Source organism: Streptomyces sp. NPDC001904 (assembly GCF_040297005.1).
GTDB lineage: Bacteria > Actinomycetota > Actinomycetes > Streptomycetales > Streptomycetaceae > Streptomyces.
On record NZ_JBEOYI010000002.1, the window covers coordinates 125931 to 147539 of the forward strand.

The 21609-nt window shown below is 72.0% G+C and carries 16 protein-coding genes; 5 read left to right on the forward strand and 11 right to left on the reverse strand.

Features of this window, described 5'->3' with window-relative positions; all coding sequences use genetic code 11:
- Positions 1-6 precede the first annotated feature (6 nt).
- Positions 7-1023: an aspartate-semialdehyde dehydrogenase gene (locus tag ABT127_RS03085; RefSeq protein WP_351444162.1), complete on the reverse strand. Its 1017-nt coding sequence runs from the start codon at positions 1021-1023 to the stop codon at positions 7-9.
- A 186-nt stretch (positions 1024-1209) separates the two neighbouring features.
- Here ABT127_RS03085 and ABT127_RS03090 point away from each other — a divergent pair, with 186 nt between their 5' ends.
- Together ABT127_RS03090 and ABT127_RS03095 are read left to right on the forward strand one after the other, a co-directional pair.
- Positions 1210-1734, forward strand: coding sequence for a sigma-70 family RNA polymerase sigma factor (locus ABT127_RS03090; RefSeq protein WP_351444163.1), 525 nt, complete (start codon positions 1210-1212; stop codon positions 1732-1734).
- 1 nt (position 1735) lies between these two features.
- Positions 1736-2461 (forward strand): hypothetical protein, encoded by a 726-nt coding sequence (locus ABT127_RS03095; protein WP_351444164.1) that lies wholly within the window; start codon positions 1736-1738, stop codon positions 2459-2461.
- Between the two features lie 54 nt (positions 2462-2515).
- Here ABT127_RS03095 and ABT127_RS03100 read toward each other — a convergent pair whose 3' ends face one another.
- Complete coding sequence (locus ABT127_RS03100) at positions 2516-5845, reverse strand: S8 family serine peptidase (protein ID WP_351444165.1); 3330 nt, start codon at positions 5843-5845, stop codon at positions 2516-2518.
- A 329-nt stretch (positions 5846-6174) separates the two neighbouring features.
- On the opposite strand from ABT127_RS03100, the gene ABT127_RS03105 reads away from it, so the two are divergent.
- A complete protein-coding gene (locus tag ABT127_RS03105; protein ID WP_351444166.1) occupies positions 6175-6669 on the forward strand; it encodes an NUDIX hydrolase in 495 nt (164 codons plus the stop codon).
- 221 nt (positions 6670-6890) lie between these two features.
- Positions 6891-8657, forward strand: a complete 1767-nt coding sequence (locus ABT127_RS03110; RefSeq protein ID WP_351444167.1) for a TIGR03767 family metallophosphoesterase — start codon at positions 6891-6893, stop codon at positions 8655-8657.
- Between the two features lie 73 nt (positions 8658-8730).
- Here ABT127_RS03110 and ABT127_RS03115 read toward each other — a convergent pair whose 3' ends face one another.
- The 5 genes from ABT127_RS03115 to pepN all read right to left on the reverse strand — a co-directional run bounded on the left by ABT127_RS03115 (position 8731) and on the right by pepN (position 16629).
- Positions 8731-9807, reverse strand: coding sequence for a hypothetical protein (locus ABT127_RS03115; RefSeq protein WP_351444168.1), 1077 nt, complete (start codon positions 9805-9807; stop codon positions 8731-8733).
- Between the two features lie 187 nt (positions 9808-9994).
- A complete protein-coding gene (locus tag ABT127_RS03120) occupies positions 9995-11314 on the reverse strand; it encodes a vWA domain-containing protein (protein WP_351444169.1) in 1320 nt (439 codons plus the stop codon).
- Positions 11311-12534 carry an AAA family ATPase gene (locus tag ABT127_RS03125; protein WP_351444170.1) on the reverse strand — a complete coding sequence of 408 codons (1224 nt, stop codon included), beginning with the start codon at positions 12532-12534 and terminating at the stop codon, positions 11311-11313. The genes ABT127_RS03120 and ABT127_RS03125 overlap by 4 nt, the downstream gene beginning before the upstream one ends.
- Positions 12535-12623: 89 nt before the next feature.
- On the reverse strand, positions 12624-13907 hold the full coding sequence (locus tag ABT127_RS03130) for a hypothetical protein (protein WP_351444171.1): 1284 nt from the start codon (positions 13905-13907) through the stop codon (positions 12624-12626).
- 124 nt (positions 13908-14031) lie between these two features.
- The gene (gene pepN, locus ABT127_RS03135) at positions 14032-16629 is read right to left on the reverse strand and encodes an aminopeptidase N (RefSeq protein ID WP_351444172.1); all 2598 of its coding nucleotides are present in this window, start codon (positions 16627-16629) and stop codon (positions 14032-14034) included.
- Between the two features lie 152 nt (positions 16630-16781).
- Between pepN and ABT127_RS03140 the strand changes: the two genes are divergently transcribed.
- Positions 16782-17423, forward strand: a complete 642-nt coding sequence (locus ABT127_RS03140; RefSeq protein WP_351444173.1) for a mycothiol-dependent nitroreductase Rv2466c family protein — start codon at positions 16782-16784, stop codon at positions 17421-17423.
- 1 nt (position 17424) lies between these two features.
- Here ABT127_RS03140 and ABT127_RS03145 read toward each other — a convergent pair whose 3' ends face one another.
- The 4 genes from ABT127_RS03145 to ABT127_RS03160 all read right to left on the reverse strand — a co-directional run bounded on the left by ABT127_RS03145 (position 17425) and on the right by ABT127_RS03160 (position 21519).
- Positions 17425-17643, reverse strand: a complete 219-nt coding sequence (locus ABT127_RS03145) for a hypothetical protein (RefSeq protein ID WP_351444174.1) — start codon at positions 17641-17643, stop codon at positions 17425-17427.
- 140 nt (positions 17644-17783) lie between these two features.
- The gene (locus ABT127_RS03150) at positions 17784-18425 is read right to left on the reverse strand and encodes a superoxide dismutase (protein ID WP_351444175.1); all 642 of its coding nucleotides are present in this window, start codon (positions 18423-18425) and stop codon (positions 17784-17786) included.
- A gap of 135 nt (positions 18426-18560) precedes the next feature.
- Positions 18561-19985 carry an amino acid permease gene (locus ABT127_RS03155; protein ID WP_351444176.1) on the reverse strand — a complete coding sequence of 475 codons (1425 nt, stop codon included), beginning with the start codon at positions 19983-19985 and terminating at the stop codon, positions 18561-18563.
- A 166-nt stretch (positions 19986-20151) separates the two neighbouring features.
- Positions 20152-21519: an amino acid permease gene (locus ABT127_RS03160; RefSeq protein WP_351444177.1), complete on the reverse strand. Its 1368-nt coding sequence runs from the start codon at positions 21517-21519 to the stop codon at positions 20152-20154.
- Positions 21520-21609 lie beyond the last annotated feature (90 nt).

Below are 21609 nucleotides of genomic sequence, written 5' to 3' on the forward strand. Positions count from 1 at the left end.
GCGGGGTCAGGCCTTGAGCTCGGCCGCCACCAGCTCCGCGATCTGCACCGCGTTCAGCGCGGCACCCTTGCGGAGGTTGTCGTTGGAGACGAACAGCGCCAGGCCGTTGTCGACCGTCTCGTCGGGGCGGATGCGGCCCACGAAGGACGCGTCCTTGCCCGCGGCCTCCAGCGGCGTCGGGATCTCGGACAGCACGACACCCGGGGCGCCGGCCAGCAGCTCGGTGGCGCGCTCCACCGAGAGCGGGCGCGCGAAGCGGGCGTTGATCTGGAGGGAGTGGCCCGAGAAGACCGGGACGCGGACGCAGGTGCCGGAGACCTTGAGCGCCGGGATCTCCAGGATCTTGCGGGACTCGTTGCGGAGCTTCTGCTCCTCGTCCGTCTCGTGCAGACCGTCGTCGACGATGGCGCCCGCGAGCGGCAGCACGTTGAACGCGATGGGGCGCTTGTAGACCTCCGGCTCCGGGAAGTCCACGGCCTCGCCGTCGTGGGTGAGCTTGTCGGCCTCGGCGACGACCTTCTGCGCCTGGCCGTGCAGCTCCGCGACGCCCGCGAGGCCCGAGCCCGAGACCGCCTGGTAGGTGGCGACGACCAGCGCTTCGAGGCCCGCCTCGTCGTGCAGGGGGCGCAGCACCGGCATCGCGGCCATCGTGGTGCAGTTCGGGTTGGCGATGATGCCCTTGGGGCGGTCGGTGATCGCGTGCGGGTTCACCTCGGAGACCACGAGCGGCACCTCGGGGTCCTTGCGCCAGGCCGACGAGTTGTCGATGACGACGGCGCCCTGTGCCGCGACCTTCTCGGCCAGCGCCTTCGACGTGGCACCGCCCGCGGAGAAGAGCACGATGTCCAGGCCCGTGTAGTCGGCCGTCGAGGCGTCCTCGATCGTCACGCCGTCCAGGGTCTTGCCCGCGCTGCGCGCCGAGGCGAACAGGCGCAGCTCGGCGACCGGGAAGTTCCGCTCGACGAGGATCTTGCGCATGACCGTGCCGACCTGACCGGTGGCTCCGACGATTCCGACCTTCACAGGGTTCCTCCGTACGTACAGCAGGCGGCGGGTTGCCGCTCCATGATGCGTCTGTCCAGGCCCGCCTTGTCCAATCGATTGTCCGAGGCGCGGGACGCGTGGGGTTCGCCACAACTCTTTCGCGGCCGGGCCGAACGTTCCGGGGGCGTCCGGCGTCGTAGGGGACACGCGGGGAGGGGAGGGGCAGTGCTGCGCAGAAAGCCCAGGGGCACGGGGGGTCGGCCGGACGACCCCCTGGACGCGGCCGTCGAGGACCGGGTGCGGGCCGTCCTGTCACTGGGCGGGATGCCGTACGCGGATCTGCCGGACGGGGTGCAGCAGGTGCGGCTGCGGCTGCTCGAGCGGGCCGCGAAGGGGGAGGAGGCGCCCCGCGACGTCTCGGCGTGGGCGGCGGTCGTCGCCTCGAACCTCGCCATGGACTGGCACCGCGCCAAGCGCCGTCAGGAACGGCTCGGCGAGCGGCTGGCCGCCCTGCGCCAGGAGGACGCCCGGGACGCCGCCGAGTCCCGCGTGCTCTCCCTCGCCGTCGCCCAGGGCCTCGACCAGCTCCCCGACCAGCAGCGGCAGGTGGTCGTGCTGCGGTTCTACGCGGATCTGCCGGTCCGCGACATCGCGGTGGAGCTGGGGGTGCCCGAGGGCACGGTCAAGAGCCGGCTGCACACGGCGGTGCGGATGCTGCGGGCGCGGCTGCGGGAAGGGGAGGTGGTGTGACATGGAGGACATGACCCGTGAGGACCGGCTCCTGATGCTGGCGGTCTGCGGCGACCCGCTGCCGGACGACGAGCCGGACGCGGCGGACGTCGCGGCCGACGTCGCGCTGCTGCGGGAGCAGGTGCGCGGCATCGGCGACGCGCTGGCGGCCCGGCCCGCCCCGGAGCCCGTATCCGTACCCGTCCGTGCACCCGTGCCGGTCCGCCGTCGCCGCCCGCTGCGGATCGCGTTCGGCGCACTCGTCGCGGCCTGCGCGGCCGGGACCGTGGGCGGTCTGGTGTGGCTCGGCACGAACGCGCCCGGCGGGGTGAGCAGCGACGCCGGTGCCTCCAACAAGTCGGTGGCGGACCCGGACAGCGGCGGGGCGGCGGGCGACGAGGACGGCTCCTCGCCCGCCCTGCACATCGCCTGCTCCAGAGTTCTCGTCGAGGGCCGGGTCGTCAGCATCACCCCGCGCGCCGACGGTGACGTCCGCGTCGTCCTCGACGTCACCCGCTACTACCGCCCCGAGCGCTCGGCCGAGAAGCACCCCACGTTCGCCGTGACCCTGACGGGCTCGGCGAAGGCGGACCTGAAGCCGGGCACGTACACGCTGATCCGGACGCCCGTGCACCCCGGGGACCGGCAGGACTGGGAGACCGGCCGGGGCGTGCAGGACGTGCGCGGCGGCATCGTCGACGCGCTCCCGGAGGCCCGCGGGCTGGCGTGTCCGGGGCCCGGGTACTGACAGCGAGAAGGGGCGGACGCCGACGGCGTCCGCCCCTCGTGGATCACCGCAGGGCTACGGGGTGACCTTCTCGATCTTCACGCTGCCGGTGCCGGTGACGACACCGCGCTCGTTCAGGAGCTGCACCTGTCCGAAGAACTCACGTCCCTCCGGAGCCGGGGCGGCCGCCGTGACCTTCGCGGACACCGTGGTGGACGCGCCGTTGGCCAGCGTGACCGGCTTCGAGTCGTCCACCGTGACCGTGCCGAGGGCCGACGAGAAGAAGACGTCCGAGTAGTCGTACTCGGTCGTCCCCGCGGGCACCGAGTACCCGGCGACCTCCACCGTGTACGTGCCGGCGGCCGGCTTGCTGATCGTCACCGCCTCCTCGGAGTCGCCGTCCGCGGACTTCCCGACCTCGGTGCCGTTCGCGTCGTAGACCGTCAGGTCCAGGTCGGCGGACTTGTCGGAGACGTTGCCGATGGCGACCGTCAGCTTGTCCGCGCCCTCGGGCACGACGACCTCGGAGGTCTGCGTGGCGCCGTCGGCGATGGTGGGCCGGTCCGACTTCGAGGAGCCGAGCGCACCGCCCTGGAGCTTGCCGCCGTTGATGGCCGCGAAGTTGTTCGTGACCTTCCACGACACGTCGGCCGGGGTACCGACCTTCGCCTCGGCCACCGTCTGCACGGCCGGGTCGAACGCGGCGCCGAGCAGGGAGACGTCGAGCTGGTACGGGTTGTCGAGCAGCGGCGACGTACGGCGCGCCTCGACCTCGACCTCCCAGACACCGGCCTGCGGGTCCGCGTACGAACGCAGGTCGGGGCGGCAGCCGTTGCCCGATCCGTCGCCGTAGTTCGGGTAGCAGCTCGGCGTCGACGTGTCGTCGACCGGGACACCGTACGGGTGGATGGAGATGAACCGGGTCTGGCTCTTGTCCTTCAGCCCGCTCATGCGCACCTGGAGCGACTTGGCGCCCTCGGGGACCGTCAGGAAGTACGACGTGGTGCTGTTGCGCTGCACCGAGCCCTTGGCGCTGAAGGTGTACGACGGCTTGGCCACCGGCGTCGAGACGACGACGGTCGCCAGGATCTGCTGGTCCACACCCTCGGTGCGCGGGTCGTCCACCTGGAGGATCGCGCTGTGCAGCCCGGCCGAGCCCGGCCTGGCCTGCACCTTCACGGTGACCGGCTGGTTCAGCGGCAGCCACACGGAGCTGGAGCCGACGATGTCGAAGGTGCCGCCGGAGTTGTTCTTCAGCGACAGCTTGTGCCGGACCGGCTTGGCCGACCCGGACGTACGGGTGACCGTGACGTCGTAGGTCTTCTTCTGCTTGGCCTTCAGACCGCCCTCGCGGTCGTAGATGCCGGTGCCGAAGCCCGGCGTCGCCAGCGCGTAGTCGATCGCGGTGTCGACGGGCGCCTTCACGGTGTACGTGTGCGCGCTCGCCCCGCGGCGGATCGACTTCCAGGCGTCCTCGATGTCGATGAGGCCGGAGCCCTCGGCGTACGCCTGCTCGCCCTTGATGTGGTCCGCGGTGGAGGTCAGCGCGGTGCGCAGGTCCGCCGGGGCCAGACCGATGTGCTTCTGCTTGGCGGCGCTGAGCAGCAGCGCGCTCGCGCCCGCGGCCTGCGGCGAGGCCATCGAGGTGCCCTGGAGCATCGAGTAGCCGGCCGGCAGCGAGTAGCCCGCCTCGGCGACCGGCGAACCGGGCAGCCAGGTCTGGGTGGTGTTGATCGAGGCGCCGGGCGCGGTGATCGTCGGCGTGAAGCCGCCGTCCTCACGCGGGCCGCGCGAGGAGAACGGCATCATCGCGTACGACTTCTGCACCTGGGAGCCGTAGTTGGAGGCCCAGGTCTCCTTGGAGATCGAGGCGCCGACCGAGACGACCTTGTCGGCCAGGCCCGGGTCGCCGATGGTGTTCGCGCCGGGGCCGGAGTTGCCCGCCGAGATCACCAGCTGCACGCCGTAGGTGTCGATGAGGCGCGTGTAGAGCAGCGAGCGCGCGTTGTTGCCGTCGTTCAGCGCCGGCAGACCGCCGATCGACATGTTGACGATGTCGACGCCGCGGTTGGCGACGAGGTCGATCATGCCCTCGGTGAGCGCGACGTTGGTGCAGCCGCCGGACCACGTGCAGGCACGCGACGAGACGATCTTCGCGCCGGGCGCGGCACCGTTCATGTTCTTGTTGCCGAACAGCGAGTTGGCCGAGGTGATGCCGGCGACGTGCGTGCCGTGCTCGGACTCGATCACGCCGATGTTGACGAAGTCGCGCTTCTGGCCGACCCAGTCACCGCCGTAGGGGTCCATCGGGACGTCCTTGCGGATCTCCACGACGAACGGCTGGCGCTCGACGACATCGGTGGACGGGTCGTCCTTGCCGAAGTAGCCGATCTGGTACCCGTCCTTGTACGGCTTCATCGGGGTGTCGTCGGTGAAGTCGCCGTTGTCGTTCAGGTCGACGGTCACCGTGCCCGCGGCGGCGTCGTAGAGCACGCCCCACTTGTCGGTGGTGTCGCCGTCCCGGTTCGCGTCGCCCTTGGCGTCGCCGCCGGTGGTCGCCGCCTCCGAGAAGGTGGAGACGCCGTACGAACCGGCCTTCGCCTTCCAGGTGCGGCCGCCGTACGTGAACGTCGGGCCGGAGACCTGGGTGACCATCGGCCGCCAGGTCGCGTCGCCGTCCACTATCGGGTCGGTGGCGGTGACCCAGTCGACGATCTTGCGCTCGCCGGTGGTGGTCTTCTGCAGCGCCGGGTGGCCGAGGTCGACACCGGAGTCGAGGATGCCGATGGTGACACCGCGTCCGTCGGCCTTCGGGTTGTCCTTCACGAAGTCGACGGCGCCCGTCTCGAAGGACGGGTTGTACGGGTTCTTGGCGGGGGTGTTCTTCCCCGGGCCGCTGTACGAGCCGCTGGAGTGCCGCGACGCGCCCTTGGCGGTGTCGGCGGACGGCGTCGGGTCGTCGAGCGCGATCTCCTGGCGCAGGTCGATGCCGAGCACGGAGTCGAGCTTCTCGGCGGCCTTGATGGCGGCCTCGGCCCTGCCGGTGGGCAGCGTCGCCCGGACGTAGCCGAGCTTGTCGTAGGTGCGGCCGACGGAGCCGCCCTTGACGGAGTCGAACTGCTCGGCCACGGCCTCGGTCTTCCCGGGGGCGGTGGCGACCATGACGGTCACGTTCTTGTCGCCGTCCGCCTGGGCGGCGGCGAGCAGTTGGGCGTCCTGCGAGCCGAGTTTGTCACTGGCGGACTTGACGGCGGGGTCGGCGGGCGGCGCGGAGTCCGCACCCGCCGCGACGGCCATGGGTATCTGCCCGGCCGCGGTGAGCGCGGCCACCAGGCCCGCGGCGGCGGCGAGCCTGGCCGCGCGTCTCGCACCGGATATCGGTGCGCGCTGGGGATCGAGGGTCATCAGCATCCCTGCTACGTAAAGGTGAAGACGGACGATCGAGATGATCGGAACGACTCCGGATTTCGGTGCCGGATGACCGCTCAGCTTTACGTAAGTGACCACGGTTTGGGGAGAGTTGCCCGAGACGGGGGGTGGCCATGGCGGCATTCCGCCATACGTCATCGCGGCCAAACCCCCGCCATCCGGACGTAATTGTCCAGTCCCTTGAACGCTTTTGAAGATCTCGTGGTTCACCTGTCCCCGCTACGGGCGTAGAGCCCGGCCCCCGGCACCGGGCGAAACCCGCCCATCCCCCTGCGCATCGGCCCGGATGCCTCTAGCGTTCGGGAATGCACAAAGAGCTGAGGGTGGCCGCGTACGCGGTGTGCGTGCGGGACGGACAGGTGCTCCTCGCGCGCTGGGTCGCGGGCGACGGCAGCCGGCGCTGGACACTGCCCGGCGGCGGCATGGACCACGGCGAGGACCCGTACGACACGGTGATCCGCGAGGTCGACGAGGAGACGGGCTACACCCTCACGCCCGGCACCCTCCTGGGCGTCCACTCGGTGCTGCGCCGCTACCCCCGCAAGCTGGGCAAGATCGCCGACTTCCACGGGCTGCGCCTGGTCTACGAGGGCGCGATCACCGGCGGCGCCCTGCGGCACGAGGAGAACGGCTCCACCGACATGGCCGCCTGGCACGACCTGGCGGCCGTCCCCGACCTGCCCCGGGTCGAACTCGTCGACGTCGGCCTCGCCCTGTGGCGCGAACGCCCGACCGACGGACATCTGGCCCCGAAGCCCGGCGCGGGGCCCGCCCTTCCCCGCGAAGTGAACACAGAGTGACCGCGAGCGAGCCTGTCGCCCTCCCGTGCATGACAACACGGACCTGACGCGCGCCCCGGCGCAGGCCCCGGTGATCCACGTACGGTGATCGGCGCTGCGCGTTGCGTCCCCGTTCACGCGCAGGTCATCCCCGATGCCAACCATCCAGTACGGACGGGCAGTGCGCAGCAGCGCGGCCCGGCCGCCACTGTCGACGCGTTCGCACTCGGGGAGACCGCGCCATGCCGCGCACACGCTCTGTCACCAAGGCCGCCGCAGACATCGACCGCCGTGCCGTGCTGGCCGCGACCGGCGCGCTCACCGGGACGGCGGCGATCGCCGGCGTCGGCCACCTCATCGGCCCCGGCGGGCACGAGTCCGCCGCCCGTCCCGTACCCGCGCAAGCGCTGACCCGCGAGGCTCCCGCGTCCGCGGCGGCCCGCGTCCCGTACACCCGCGGCACCACCCTCGCCTCGGTCGCCACCGGGCACGGCTCCGGCTACCGGCGCCTGGGCGACGGCCCGGCCTGGCCGCGCGTGGTCCGCTCCGACCTGCGGGCCGCCCGCTCCGGCCGCGCCGCCCGCCGCACCGCGCTCGCCGCCTTCGTCCAGTTCACCGACCTGCACCTGGTCGACGTCCAGCACCCGCTGCGCTACGAGTACCTGCGCTCCCAGACGTCGAGCGCCTGGCGTCCGCAGGAGGCGCTGTCCGTAGCGGGCGCGGTGTCGCTCGTCGAGCGGGTCAACGCCCTGCGCGGCGCGCCCGTCACCGCGGCGCCGCTGCACTTCGTGATGACGACCGGCGACAACACCGACAACAACGCCCGCTGCGAACTCGACTGGTTCCTCACGGCGATGAGCGGCGGCCGCATCACCCCCAACACCGGCGACCCGCGCCACTACGAGGGAGTCCAGGACAGCGGCATCCCGCTCTACTGGCACCCCGACTCCGCACTGCGCGACACCGACAAGCGGGACCACCACTTCCCGCGCCTCGACGGCTTCCTGGCCGCCGCGATCTCCGAACTGCGCAGCCCCGGCCTGAACCTGCCCTGGTACTCCACCGTCGGCAACCACGACGCGCTGCCCGGCGGCTGCTACGCCCCCGGCGACTCCTACTTCGCCGAACTCGCCGTCGGCGGCCGCAAGCTGATGGACCTCCCGGCCGCCCAGGGCAAGGCGATCTGGGACAACGTGAAGCGGGGCGGCGACCCGCGCGGCACCGCGTTCGAGGAGCTGCTCCGCGCACAGGCCCGGCACATGCGCCCGGTCACCCCGGACGAGTCCCGCGCCCCCTTCACCCCCGCCGAGTACGTCGCCGCCCACCTCGACCCGGCCCGCACCGGACCCGGTCCCGTCGGCCACGGCTACACCCAGGCCAACCTCGCGGCGAAGACCCAGTACTACACCTTCCGCGTCTCGGACGACGTCGTCGGCATCAGCCTCGACTCGACCGACCCCGGCGGCCACTACGAGGGCTCGCTGGGCACCACCCAACTCAAGTGGCTCACCGCCCGGTTGAAGGACGCCGAGCGGAACGGCGACCACGTCGTCGTCTTCTCCCACCACACCAGCAGGACCATGCGCAACCTCAACGCGGACCCCGGCAGGCCCGGCGAGCGGCGGCACGGCGGCGACGAACTCGCCGCGCTGCTGGCCGCCCACCGCCCGGTCCTCGCCTGGGTCAACGGCCACAGCCACAAGAACGCCATCACCCCGCACAAGGGCACCGGCGGCTCGCACGGCTTCTGGGAGATCTCCACCGCCTCCCACGTCGACTTCCCGCAGCTGGCCCGCATCATCGAGATCACCGACAACCACGACGGCACGCTCTCGCTGTTCACCACGCTCATCGAGTCCTCGGCGCCGCACCGCACCGACTTCACCGACCTGAGCCAGACCGGCCTGGCCGCCCTCTACCGCGAACTCGCCTTCAACGCGCCGGGATCCCGTGCGACCCTGTCCGGCACCGCGGGCGACCGCAACACGGAGCTGGTGCTGCGCAAGTGAGGACGTGCGAAGGGACGGGACCCTCGCGCGGCCCCGCCCCTTCGCTCCCCTCCTGGTGCCGCCCGGTCCGTCACTACCGGGGCAGCACCACGACATGCGCCGCCGGGTCCCGGTCGCCGGACGCCATCAGCGCGGTCCGGACGACGGCGGCCTGCTGCTCGATCGACTCGCGCAGCTTCCTCGGCGTGATGTGCACGACCGTGATCCCCAGCCGCTCCAGGTGCTCGCGCTTGCGGACGTACTGGCTGAACAGCGGGTCGTCGTCCCCGCCGAGGCCCGCCCGGGGCGCCCGCGTGTCCAGTTCGACGGCGACCGCGTGGTCCGGCCAGTAGGCGTCCACACCGCCCAGGTGCGGGCCGCCCGGCAGCCGCAGGTCGACGTTCCACACCGGGTCCTCCAGGCCGCCGTCGCGGACCATCGCGTACAGCCGGTCCTCGGCGATCGCCCGCCCCTCGGCGAGCAGCGAGTCCACGGCGGCCACCACGTGCGGCCGGGTCAGCAGCCGGGCCGCGGTCAACTCCCGTACGACGGACGCCGGGTCGCAGTGGCCGCCGCGCACCGCCTCGGTGAGCAGCCGGCGCACCTCCTCCGCGTCGGAGAGCTGCGCCACGGCGTCCGCGAGCGCCCGCGGCACCGGCGCCACCGGAACCCCGTCGAGCAGGACGGGCACCGGCAGCCCCGGCGAGCGGACGAGACGCGCGAAGTCGGTCGACCGCAGCCGCCGGGTGCGCGGGACGAGCACGTCGACGTGGTCGAGGGAGAGCAGCGGGGGAGCGGCCGAGAAACCGTGCAGGGCCAGCGCCGCCAGCCCGGTGACCAGGACGTCGGCATACGGGGTGGAGGGCGCGCCGGGCACCGCGTGCGGGTCGCCCGCGGCCGGCTGCACGGGCACGGCGGCGGCGCGCCGCTGCGCGGTCCGCCCCGCGTACAACAGCACCGCGTGCAGCCGCTCTTCGCCGGTCGGCGGCCCGGCGTGCAGCAGGAACACCCCCGGCAGCACCTGCTGCCAGGGCCCGCCCGCCCGGCACTGCTCCTGCGCGGCGGAGGCGGAGACCCCGTGCGCCTTCAACTGGGCGCCGCTCAGGACGCGCCGCTGGGCCGAGACGAGGTGGCGCAGGGGGCGGGGGGAAAGGGGGGTGTTGTGGTTCATGAGGTGGTTGTGCCCATCGGCACCGCCCCCGCTAACCGCTGTTACAGCCCTGTCGGCAAAACCGGACAAGCCCGTCCTAAAGCCTGGCTCCCCATCTGCCGAAAACCCCAGGCCGCACGGGAGGTCACGCCCCCGGATGACCGCATTCCGTAACACTCGTAGCCTGAAGCAATCTCCCGGCCCCGCCTCACCCGATCTCGACGACCCGGGCCCACTTCGGCGGCGAGTCCGGCACGAACTCCGGATCGTCCTCGTCGACGTACCCGGCGCCCCGGGGAAACAGCCCGACCACCACCCGGCACGGAGGCCGCCCGGACGGCCAGGGGGTCTGACCGTCCGTCAAGGCGACGATCACATCCGGCGGGTGCCGCCCCCGCAGCGCCCGCGCGAACCCGGACCGCAGATCGGTCCCCCCGCCCCCGACCAGTTCCAGGCTCTCCGCCCGGCACAGCGGCACGGCCACTCCTGCCGCCGCGTCGCAGGAGATCACCGACACCAGATCGCGCCGCCCGCCCACGGCCCGCGCGATCGCCGCGACCTCCAGCAGGGCCGCGCCCAGCTCGGCATCGCTCACCGACCCCGAGGTGTCGATCACCACGCACACCCGGGGCGGATTGCGCCGCAGGCTCGGCAGCACGACACCCGGCAGGCTCGCCGAGCGGCGCGAGGGCCGCCGGTAGCTGTGGTTCTCCCCGGTGCCGGGCGCCCCCGCCGCCGACCGCACCGCCGCCCCCAGCAACTGCCGCCAGGGCTGCGGCGCGTGGAACGCCTCGTCCGCCCACCGCCGCCAGCCGTCCGGCGCCGAACCCGGCCGGCCCTTGATCCCCTCCGCGACCCGGAACCGCACCGCGTCCCGCTGCTGCCGGGTCAGCCCGTTCGCCCCCTCGGGCCCCAGCTCCCACGGCCGGGCGTGCCCGTCGGCGCCGCTGCCGCAGTCCAGCCAGGCCAGTTCGGGGCCGAGGTCGGCCATCGACGCGGTCCGCAGGTACTCCTCCATCAGCAGCCCGTCGTCGAGCCGGAGCATCGAGGGCAGCACGACACCCACGGGCTGCTTCAGCCCGTCGCCGTAGATGTCGTCGTTGATCTCGAAGTCGGCGGCGATGTTGCGCCGCAGCCGCTCGCCGGGACCGTGCTCGCCGTGCGTGCGGGCGTACCGCTCGCCCCGGCCGTGGTGGTCGCGGAGCAGGTGCGACACCTCGTGCACCCAGACGCCCGCCAGATCCTCGACGGGCGTGCGGTCCACGAAGCCGGGGGAGACGTAACAGCGCCAGTACGCGTCCACGGCCATCGTCGGCACCGACGGGTCCTCCACCACGTGCAGGGCGAAGAGCGCGGCGGCCAGATACGGGCGGACCTTCACCGCGTGCAGCCGGGCGGCCAGCAACTTGTCGAGGTCGAGAGGCAGTTCGGGGCGCGCCCGACGGTCCTTCGGCGGCTGCGTCAGCGGGCGGGGCGGCGTGGGCCGGGGCATCGGGTGCGGCACCGGGTGCCGTGCGGGGGCGCTCATCGGCGTACGGCCGTGGCGACGCCGCCCACGGTCCTGGCGACCGACCGCTCGGCGCGCTCGGAGATCCCGACGACCCCGGCCAGCCGTTCCACGGTGTGCGGCACCTCCCAGTCGTCGCGGCGCAGCGCGGCCAGCGCCGTCGCCGGGGCGACCAGCAGGTCTGGGGCGCCGGTCTCCAGGGCGCGGACCAGGACGGCCCAGGCCGCCTCCCAGCGGGCACGTTCGGGGCGGGCGCCGACCGCGGCGATCACCGCTTCCAGGGCGGCCTGGCGCAGGTCGCCGCGTTCGGGGAGGGCGGCGGTGGGCGGGTCGGCCAGCAGGGACTCGGGGTCGGGCAGGTCCATCCGGTCCAGGTGGGCGAGGAGTTCGAGGCCGGGGCCGTCACCCACGGCGCCGCGCACCAGCAGCGCCAGGACGTCGCGGGAGACGGACGCGGCGGTCCCGAAGGCCAGCAGGGTCAGCGCGGTCTCCCAGCTGCGCGGCGAGGGCCAGGCGCCGCCGCGCCGCGTCTCGCTGCTCGGCAGCCGGTGGATCAGCGTGGGCCTCGCCTCCAGGAACCCGCACACCGCGCGCCGCGCGTACGCCACCGCCGGGGCCAGCGCCTCGGGCTCCAGGCGCGGCAGTTCGGCGCGCGGCCAGACCCCGCCGAGCCCGCGCACCACCACCTCCCGGTCGTGCACCCATTGCAGGTGCACGAAGCGGTTGGCCAGCGGCGGGCTCAGCTCCCAGCCGTCGGCGGCCGACGCGCGCGGGTTGGCCGCCGCCACGATTCGTACCCCGGGCGGGAGTTGGAGGGCGCCGACCCTGCGTTCCAGGACGACGCGGAGCAGGGCCGCCTGGACGGCCGGGGTGGCGGTGGACAGTTCGTCGAGGAAGAGCAGGCCGTGCCCGGCGCGGACCAGTTCCACCGCCCACTGCGGTGGCGCCATCGGTACGCCCTGCCCGGCGGGGTCGTCGCCCACGATCGGCAGGCCGGAGAAGTCGGACGGTTCGTGGACGCTGGCGATCACCGTGGTCAGCGGGAGACCGAGCGACTCGGCGAGCCGGGTGAGCACCGCCGTCTTGCCGATGCCGGGTTCGCCCCACAGCAGGACCGGGAGGTCGGCGGCGACGGCGAGGGTGAGCGCTTCGAGCTGTTCGTCGGGTCGCGGCTCGGACTCCGTGGCCCGGAGCAGGCTCAACAGGGTTTCGGCGAGGGAGAGTTGGCTGGTGTTCGTCATGGGGCATCACCTGGGGTGGAGTAGGGGTGGGAAGAGTGGTGTGGCCGGTCGCGCAGGTCCCCGCGCCGCCTGGACGAGCGGAGCTCGTTTCAGGGGCGCGGGGAACTGCGCGAGAAGCGGCCACCGGGCCGCGGACGAGGAACGACCCGGGAGCGCGGGGAATCGAGGCCGGCCCGGAAGAGGCCGGAGTCGACGAGGCGACCGGCAGCCGACTCCAGCTCGTCCCGGAGGGCCCCGTCCCGCAGAACGGCCCCGGCCCCGAGCAGCCCCTCGACGACACGGATCGCCCCGCCCCCGTCCCCGTGCAGCAACCGCTCCCGCACGGCCGGCAGCGCCTCGGGGCTGCGGTGCACCGCGTCGATGGCCCGCAGGCACGGAAGCCCGGGCCCGCCGAGCGCCACCAGCAGCTCCTCGCGGCGCAGTTGGTCCGGATCGTGGTCGACGGCCGACAGCACCCCGTCCCGCAACGCGATCCGGTGCACCTCACCCCGGCACTCCACCCGATGCGGATCACCGGGATCACCGGCATCGGGAACACCACCGGCGCCACCGGCATCCCGCAGCGCCGCTCCGACCAGCGGATGCAGCCGGTCGACGGAGACGAGCCCGGCCCGGAGCAGTTCGAGATCCGGCAACGGCCGCGCCGCCGCCTCCGGCAGCACCGGAAGCGCCGCGACGACCTGCGCGGGCAGCGCCTCGCGCACCGGCCGGCAGACCGGGGCATGGCTGTCGTCCGGGGCGAGGAGTTCGAGGACCTCGTGCCCGCGCGCCCCGCGCCGCACGGTGAACGCCCCACGCGGGGAGCCCTGTTCGGCGCGGAGCAGCAGCTCCGCCTCCGCGGCCCACCCGGCTTCGGCGCGTACCGCGAGGTCGGGAGCGCGCCCGGCGTCCCACAGGTGCCGGTGCAGATCGAACCGGAACCGCCGTGCGGGATACGGATGGGGATGCGGGCGGACCGGGCCGGTCCCGGGCCCCTCCCACAGGGCGAGGGACAGCCGCTGCCCGCCGTCCGCCCGGGACGGCGGCGTCCGCACGACGAGGCGGAGCGGCCCGTACCGGGCGAGGGCGACGGTCAGCGCGGGCCGCAGCCGCCCGTCGGGGGCGATCCGGGGCAGGTGCCAGCGCAGCAGATCCGGTGCGAGGCAGCGCAGATCGGCCCGCAGGCGTCGGGTGAGTTCGAGGCCGTGGCGACGGCGCACGGCGCGCAGATCGAGATCGACGTCGACCCGGGCGGCGGCGCAGGCCCCGGCCCAGTCACCGGCGGCACGCCGCGCGGTGCAGGTCTCGATCATGGACGGTGGCACGGCGTACGCACGTACGCGCTGCCACATCGACAGGCGGGTCGGAATCCCGTTCACGAGGTGGGGTGCCATCAGCACTCACCTTGCGCGAACGAGTCCCCCAATCCGTACAAGGAGAAGTTCGTCATCGCGCGCATCATAGGCACGGACCATGTGCGTGGGGCGAGCGCTTTTACGGGCGCCCGCCCCACGACCCCTACGACAGTGCCGTCGGCCGGCCGTCGGCCGCCCCGTCGCACGCCTGCGCCCGCAGCGCCCGGTCCAGATCGTCGCGGGACTCCAGCACCAGGCGGCGCAGCGCCGGCGCCGCGTCCTCGTGGGCGGTCAGCCAGGCGTCCGTGGCCGCCAGCGTCTCCGGCGAGTCCTGGAGGTCGGGGAAGAGCCCCCGCACCACGTCCATGCCGATCTGGATCGACCGGTCGGCCCAGACCCGCTCGATCGCCGCGAAGTACTTCTCGGCGTACGGCGCGGTGAGTTCGCGCTGCGACGACTGCTGGAACCCGGCGATGGTCGCCTCCACCAGCGCGTTGCTCAGCGCGTCCGACTCCACGACCTGCGCCCAGCCCTGCGCCTTGACCGCCGCCGACGGGCGGGACGCCAGGCAGCGCACCTGGTGCCGCTTGCCGGACGCGGTGTCGTCCCGGGCCAGCTCCGCGGCGAGCGCGGCCTCGTCGGCGACGCCCTGCGTCGTGAGCGTCTCCAGGAACGCCCAGCGCAGCTCCTGGTCGACCTCCAGGCCGTCGATCCGGGCGCTGCCCGCGAGCAGGCCGCTCAGCAGCTGCAGATCGGCGTCGCTCGACGCGACCGACGCGAAGAAGCGGGCCCACGTCAGCTGGTGCTGGCTGCCCGGCTCGGCGAGCCGCAGCTCCTTCAGGGCGCCTTCGGCGAGCAGCCGCCCGCCCTCCTCGCGCCATCCGGGGGCCACGTAGTGCACCAGCGCGCCGCGCGCCCACGCGTGCAGCATCTGCAGCACGCCGATGTCCGACTCGCGCCCGGCGAACCGCAGCACGAGGCCGATGAAGTCGCGGGCCGGCATGAGCGCGTCCCGCGTCAGGTTCCACAGCGCGGACCAGCACAGCGCGCGGGCCAGCGGGTCGGTGATGTCGCCGAGCCGCTCGCGCAGCGTCGCCAGCGACTGCTCGTCGAACCGGATCTTGCAGTAGGTGAGGTCGTCGTCGTTGACCAGCACCAGCTCGGGCGCCTCGGCGCCGGCCAGCTCGCCGATCACGGTGCGCGGCCCGTCCACGTCGGCCTCGGCGCGCGCGTACCGCTCCAGGGCGCCCTGCGCCGTACGCCGGTAGAGGCCGATGGCGACCCGGTGCGGGCGCAGCTCCGGGTGGGACTCGGCGGCCTCCTGCACCACGGCCAGCTCGGTGATCCGGCCCTCGCCGTTCAGGATCACCTGCGGGGTCAGCGAGTTGACGCCCGCGGTCTGCAGCCAGGACCGGGACCAGGACGCCATGTCGCGCCCGCTGGTCTCCTCCAGGACGGACAGCAGATCGCCCAGGCGCGTGTTCCCGTACGCGTGCCGCTTGAAGTAGCGGCGCGCGCCCTCCAGGAACGCGTCCCGTCCGACGTACGCGACGAGCTGCTTCAGCACGCTCGCGCCCTTCGCGTACGTGATGCCGTCGAAGTTGAGCTTCGCGTCCTCCAGGTCACGGATGTCGGCCGTGACCGGGTGGGTGCTCGGCAGCTGGTCGGCGCGGTAGGCCCAGGCCTTGCGGTTGTTGGCGAAGGTGATCCAGCCGTTGGTGAAGCGCGTCGCCTCCACCATCGAGAACGACCCCATGAAGTCCGCGAAGGACTCCTTCAGCCACAGGTCGTCCCACCACTGCATGGTGACGAGGTCGCCGAACCACATGTGGGCCATCTCGTGCAGGATCACGTTCGCACGCCGCTCGTACGACGCGGTCGTGACCTTCCCGCGGAAGATGTACTCCTCGCGGAAGGTGACGATGCCCGGGTTCTCCATCGCGCCGAGGTTGTACTCGGGCACGAACGCCTGGTCGTACTTGCCGAAGGGGTACGGGTAGTCGAAGTTGTCGTGGAAGAAGTCGAGGCCCTGCTTGGTGATCTCGAAGACGTCGTCGGCGTCGAAGTACGGCGCGAGCCCCTTGCGGCACATGGCGCCCAGCGGGATGACGAGCTTCGAGCCGTCGTCCAGGGCACGCTCGTAGGAGTCCGTCACATAGTGGTACGGGCCGGCCACGACCGTCGTGATGTACGTCGAGATCGGCTTGGTCTCCGCGAACTGCCAGACGCCGTCGACGAGTTCACCCGCGCCGTTGGACCAGGCCGTCCAGCCCTGCGGGGCCTGCACGGAGAACCGGTAGGGCGCTTTCAGGTCCGGCTGCTCGAAGTTGGCGAAGACGCGGCGCGCGTCGGCGGGCTCGTACTGCGTGTAGAGGTAGACCTCGCCGTCCTCGGGGTCGACGAAGCGGTGCATGCCCTCGCCGGTGCGCGAGTACGCGCACCGGGCGTCGACGACCAGTTCGTTGTCCTCCGCCAGGCCCTCCAGGTGGATGCGGCTGCCGTCGAACACGGCCGCCGGGTCCAGGTCCTCGCCGTTCAGCGTCACGGCCGTCACCGACGGCGCGATCAGGTCGACGAAGGTGCCCGCCCCCGCCTCGTTCGCCCGGAACCGGAGCGTGGTCACGGACCGGAAGGTGCGCGGCCCGTCGGCCGGGGCGTCGCCGACCGCCGAGCGCAGATCGAGCGCGACCTCGTACCCGTCGACGGACAGCAGACCCGCCCGCTCGCGGGCCTCGTCGCGGGACAGATTCTCTCCGGGCACGGGCGGTACTCCTTCGTACGGTGCGGCGTCCTCGTGGGACTGTGCGGGACTCGTCGGAACTGTCTGACTCCTCCGATCCTCGCACGGGAATGAGGGCGGCGGCCGTCGCGTTGCCGCAGGCGAGACCACCCCGGTGACATCTGAGGAGAGCCATGTCCACCACGGCTGAGAAGACCCCCGTCGACTTCTGGTTCGACCCCCTGTGCCCCTGGGCCTGGATGACCTCGCGCTGGGTCCTGGAGGTCGAGAAGGTCCGCGACATCGAGGTCCGCTGGCACCTGATGAGCCTCGCGGTCCTGAACGAGAACCGGCTCGACGAGCTGCCCGAGGAGTACCGCGAGATGCTCGCGACCAAGGCCTGGGGCCCGGTCCGGGTCGTCATCGCCGCGCAGGAGGAGCACGGCCCCGAGGTGCTCGGCGCCCTGTACACCGCGCTCGGCACCCGGATCCACAACCGCGGCGAGGGCCCCACGAAGGAGGCCGTCGCCGGTGCCCTGGAGGAGGTCGGCCTGCCCGCCTCGCTCCTCGACCACTGGGACGGCACGAAGTACGAGCCCGAGCTGCGCGCCTCCCACAAGGAGGGCATCGACAAGGTCGGCCAGGACGTCGGCACCCCGGTCATCGCGGTGCCGGGCGCCGACGGCGAGCAGATCGCCTTCTTCGGCCCGGTCGTCACCCCGGCCCCCAAGGGCGAGGAGGCCGCCAAGCTCTGGGACGGCACCCTGCTCGTGGCGTCGGTCCCCGGCTTCTACGAGATCAAGCGCACGCGCACGCAGGGCCCGGTCTTCGACTGAGTCAGGCCAATTCCTCGGGGAGGGTGTATCCCTCGCTCTGATTGAGATGGTGCTGCACCCTGCGGCACGCGCCGTCCATGCCCTGGCAGCGCCAGAAGCCGTTCGCCTCCGCCGGACTCAGCTCCTTCTCCTTGATCAGGTAGATCTGCTCGGCCTCGACGGTGTGGCGGAAGGGCTGCAAAGGGCCTTTGCAGTTGACGCAGTTCTTGTACATCGGCATAAAAGTCAGAGTTCCCCGGAACCCCGCATACCGACAGACCCCGCGAGTCACGTCCTCGCGGGGTCTGTCCTTTTCAGCCGCCGACCCGCGTGAAGGTTGAGAAGACGATCACGAGGCGGGGCGTTCGGGGGAGCCGGGGCTCAGGGGACCAGCAGCAGGTTGTAGGCGCGCTCCTTGGCGGCCGCGTAACGCTTGGCGACGTCCTGCCAGTTGACGACGGCCCACATGGCCTCGATGAAGTCGACCTTCTGGTTCTTGTACTGCAGGTAGAAGGCGTGCTCCCAGGCGTCGAAGACGAGGATCGGGGTCGAGCCCTGTCCCACGTTGCCCTGGTGGTCGTAGATCTGCTCCACGATCAGCCGCCCGCTCACCGGCTCGTACGCGAGAACGCCCCAGCCGGAACCCTGCGTCGTCGCGGCGGCCTTCGTCAGCTGCGCCTTGAACCCGGCGAACGAGCCGAACGACTCGGTGATCGCGTCCGCGAGGTCGCCCACGCCGTCGGCGGCCAGCGGCTCACCGCCGCCGTCACCGGTCATGTTGTGCCAGTAGATGCTGTGCAGGATGTGGCCGGAGAGATGGAAGGCCAGGTTCTTCTCCAGCCCGTTGAGGGAGCCCCACTGCTCCTTGTCCCGGGCCTCCGCCAGCTGCTCCAGGGTGTCGTTCGCGCCCTTCACGTACGCCGCGTGGTGCTTGTCGTGGTGCAGCTCGATGATCTGCGGGTTGATGACCGGCTCAAGTGCCGCGTAGTCGTACGGAAGTTCAGGAAGCGTGTACGTGGCCATGTCTAACCGTGCCCTCCGACTGCTTATTGCAAGTTATTCGCAAGTGCAGGCTAGCAGCAACAGTGCCACGCGCAACGAGAAGGACCCCCGGGCCGAGTGGTCCGGGGGTCCTTCAGGAGGTACGTGGGGAGGGGGTTACTTCCGCTCGGCCAGCTTCTGGCGCGCGTACCCGACGACCGCGAGGATCACGGTGAGTCCGCCCGCGTAGTAGAGCTGCTCGCGGGTGCCCTCCTCGCGGGCCATCAGGACGAAGACGACGGCCATGCCCGCGAGGGCCACCCAGGTCAGATACGGGTAGGCCCACATCTTCACCACGAGCCGCTCCGGCGCCTCGCGCTCCAGCCGGCGCCGCAGGATCAGCTGGGACACGGCGATGAAGAACCAGACGACGAGGATGATGGCGCCGATCGTCTTCAGCAGCCACTGGAAGATGTCGTCGGGGCGCCAGTAGCTGAGCAGCACGCAGACGAAGCCGAACACCGCGGACAGCAGCACGGCGATGCGCGGGACGCCGCCGTGGATCCTGCCGATGACCTTGGGGCCCTGACCGCGCGCGACCAGCGAACCGGCCATGCGCGAGGCGCCGTAGATGTTGGCGTTCATCGCCGAGAGCAGCGCGACGAAGACCACGATCTTCATGATGACGCCGGCGGCCGGCAGGTCCAGGTGCTCCAGGGTGGCGACGTAGGACCCCTTGTCCGGGTCCACCAGCGCCTTGTCCGACCAGGGGATCAGCGCGACGACCACGGCCATCGAGCCGACGTAGAAGAGCGCGATGCGCCACATCGCCGTCCGCACGGCCTTCGCCACGCCCTGCACCGGGTGCTCGGACTCGGCCGCGGCGATGGTGACGGTCTCCAGACCGCCGTACGCGAAGACCGACGCGAGCAGTCCGGCGATGAGGCCCTCGGTGCCGTTGGGCATGAAGCCGCCGTGGCCGGTGAGGTTCTCGGTGCCCGGCGCGTCGTTGCCGAGCAGGCCGAAGAGCGCCAGGACGCCGATGACCAGGAACGCGACGATCGCCACGACCTTCAGCGTCGCGAACCAGAACTCGAACTCGCCGAAGTTCTTCACGGCCGAGACGTTGGTGCCGGTGAACACGAGCATGAACAGGGCGACCCAGAGCCACTCCGGCACGCCCGGGACCCAGCTGTGCGCGATCTGCGCCGCGCCGATGCCCTCCAGGCCGACCGCCACGCACAGCAGGAACCAGAACGCCCAGCCCGCCGTGAACCCGGCCCACGGACCGATGGCCCGCTCGGAGTGCACGGAGAACGAGCCGGACGCCGGGTACGCCGCCGCCATCTCGCCCAGCATGCGCATCACGAGCATGACGAGGGCGCCCGATATCGCGTAGGCGAGGACGATCGACGGGCCGGCCGCGGCGATCGCGGTGCCGGAGCCCACGAAGAGCCCCGCGCCGATCACGCCACCGAGCGCGATCATGGAGAGGTGGCGCTGCTTCAGGCCGGGCGAGAGCGACGAGGTGTCCACCGGCTGGTCGGGGCGGCCGGCCGACGGTTGCGCGTCGGCCGACGACTGCGTGGACGTCCGAGACATGGAATTGCCCTGTTCATTAGCTGAGACGGGGTGCGGGTGCGCCGATGTAATGAGCGCGTAAAGCCGCCACAGTCTGAGCGTGTGATCCGCTCACAGGGAAGACGTTTCCGGAATACGGACACGATGCTCACACTCGGCGACGCCGGTGTCGACGTACCGTGAACGGTCAGGCACGCCGTGCGCGCAGCTCCCGCACACCCGCGACGCCGAGCACCACGAGCGTCGCCCCCGTCGACCACAGCAGCTGCGGACGGGCCGTGTCGTCGGTCAGCATCAGCACGAAGACCGCCGCCATCGCGGCGAGCGCCGCCCAGGTCAGCCACGGGAACGCCCACATCCGCAGCACGAGACGCTCGGGCGCCTCCCGCTCGATCCGGCGCCGCAGCCGCAACTGGGACAGCGCGATCAGCGCCCACACGAACAGCAGCACCGCGCCGACCGAGTTGAGCATGTAGAGGAAGACGGTGTCCGGCCACTCCAGATTGAGGAGCACCGACACGAAGCCGAACGCCACCGACGCGAGCACGGCCCGCCGGGGCACCCCGCCCCCGCTCACCCGCAGCAGCGCCCGGGGCGCCTCCGCGCGCTCGGCCAGCGAGAAGACCATGCGGGACGAGCCGTAGAGATTGGCGTTGAGCGCGGACAGCAGCGCCACGAAGACGACGATGTTCATGATCTGGCCGGCCGACGGGATGCCGATCGAGTCCAGGACGGTGACGTACGGGCTGATGCCCGCCTTCTGGTCGGTCCAGGGCAGCACCGTGACGATGACCAGCATCGAACCGACGTAGAAGAACAGGATCCGGAACACCGCGCTGCGCACCGCCCGCGCCACCGAGCGCACCGGGTCCTCGGACTCGGCCGCCGCGATGGTGACGACCTCCAGACCGCCGAACGCGAAGACCACCGCGAGCACGCCGGAGACCACGCCCTGCCAGCCGTTCGGCAGGAAGCCGCCGTCGCCGGTGAGATGGGTCAGGCCGACGGGGTCGGTGTCGGGGAGCAGACCGAAGATCGCGAGGGTGCCGAGCACCAGGAACGCGACGATCGCCACGACCTTGAGCGTCGCGAACCAGAACTCGAACTCGCCGAAGTTCTTCACCGCCGTCAGGTTCGCCGCGGTGAACACCAGCATGAACAGCAGGACCCAGGCCCACTGGGGAACGCCCGGCACCCAGCCGTTGGCGATCTGCGCGGCGCCCGTCGCCTCCACGGCGAGCACCACCACGAGCAGGAACCAGTACAGCCAGCCGGCGCTGAACCCGGCCCACCGGCCGAGCGCCCGCTCGGCGTGCACCGAGAACGAGCCGGACGCGGGCATCGCCGCCGACATCTCGCCGAGCATCCGCATCACGCACATCGCGATGGCGCCCGCGATCAGATACGAGAGGACGATGCCGGGGCCCGCGACCTGGATCCCGGCGCCCGAGCCGACGAAGAGCCCGGCGCCGATGACACCGCCCAGGCCGAGCATGGTGAGGTGGCGCTGCTTGAGGCCCCCGGCGAGCGGTTCGGGCGGTGCGTCGTCGTGCATGGGGGTTCAGCCGATCTGAGCTTTGGCGGGAACCTACAGTCTCGCTTTCGGGCGCCCTCCCACGCAAAACGGACCCCTCCCAGTGACGAG

Bases quoted from the DNA above. Each gene is read 5' to 3' on its own strand.
- ABT127_RS03140 (WP_351444173.1), top strand. From the start codon at position 16,782: ATGTCCACCACGGCTGAGAAGACCCCCGTCGACTTCTGGTTCGACCCC.
- ABT127_RS03105 (WP_351444166.1), top strand. From the start codon at position 6,175: ATGCACAAAGAGCTGAGGGTGGCCGCGTACGCGGTGTGCGTGCGGGAC.
- ABT127_RS03110 (WP_351444167.1), top strand. From the start codon at position 6,891: ATGCCGCGCACACGCTCTGTCACCAAGGCCGCCGCAGACATCGACCGC.
- ABT127_RS03115 (WP_351444168.1), bottom strand. From the start codon at position 9,807: ATGAACCACAACACCCCCCTTTCCCCCCGCCCCCTGCGCCACCTCGTC.
- ABT127_RS03145 (WP_351444174.1), bottom strand. From the start codon at position 17,643: ATGCCGATGTACAAGAACTGCGTCAACTGCAAAGGCCCTTTGCAGCCC.
- ABT127_RS03160 (WP_351444177.1), bottom strand. From the start codon at position 21,519: ATGCACGACGACGCACCGCCCGAACCGCTCGCCGGGGGCCTCAAGCAG.
- ABT127_RS03125 (WP_351444170.1), bottom strand. From the start codon at position 12,534: ATGACGAACACCAGCCAACTCTCCCTCGCCGAAACCCTGTTGAGCCTG.
- ABT127_RS03155 (WP_351444176.1), bottom strand. From the start codon at position 19,985: ATGTCTCGGACGTCCACGCAGTCGTCGGCCGACGCGCAACCGTCGGCC.
- ABT127_RS03095 (WP_351444164.1), top strand. From the start codon at position 1,736: ATGGAGGACATGACCCGTGAGGACCGGCTCCTGATGCTGGCGGTCTGC.
- ABT127_RS03120 (WP_351444169.1), bottom strand. From the start codon at position 11,314: ATGAGCGCCCCCGCACGGCACCCGGTGCCGCACCCGATGCCCCGGCCC.
- ABT127_RS03150 (WP_351444175.1), bottom strand. From the start codon at position 18,425: ATGGCCACGTACACGCTTCCTGAACTTCCGTACGACTACGCGGCACTT.
- ABT127_RS03130 (WP_351444171.1), bottom strand. From the start codon at position 13,907: ATGGCACCCCACCTCGTGAACGGGATTCCGACCCGCCTGTCGATGTGG.
- ABT127_RS03100 (WP_351444165.1), bottom strand. From the start codon at position 5,845: ATGACCCTCGATCCCCAGCGCGCACCGATATCCGGTGCGAGACGCGCG.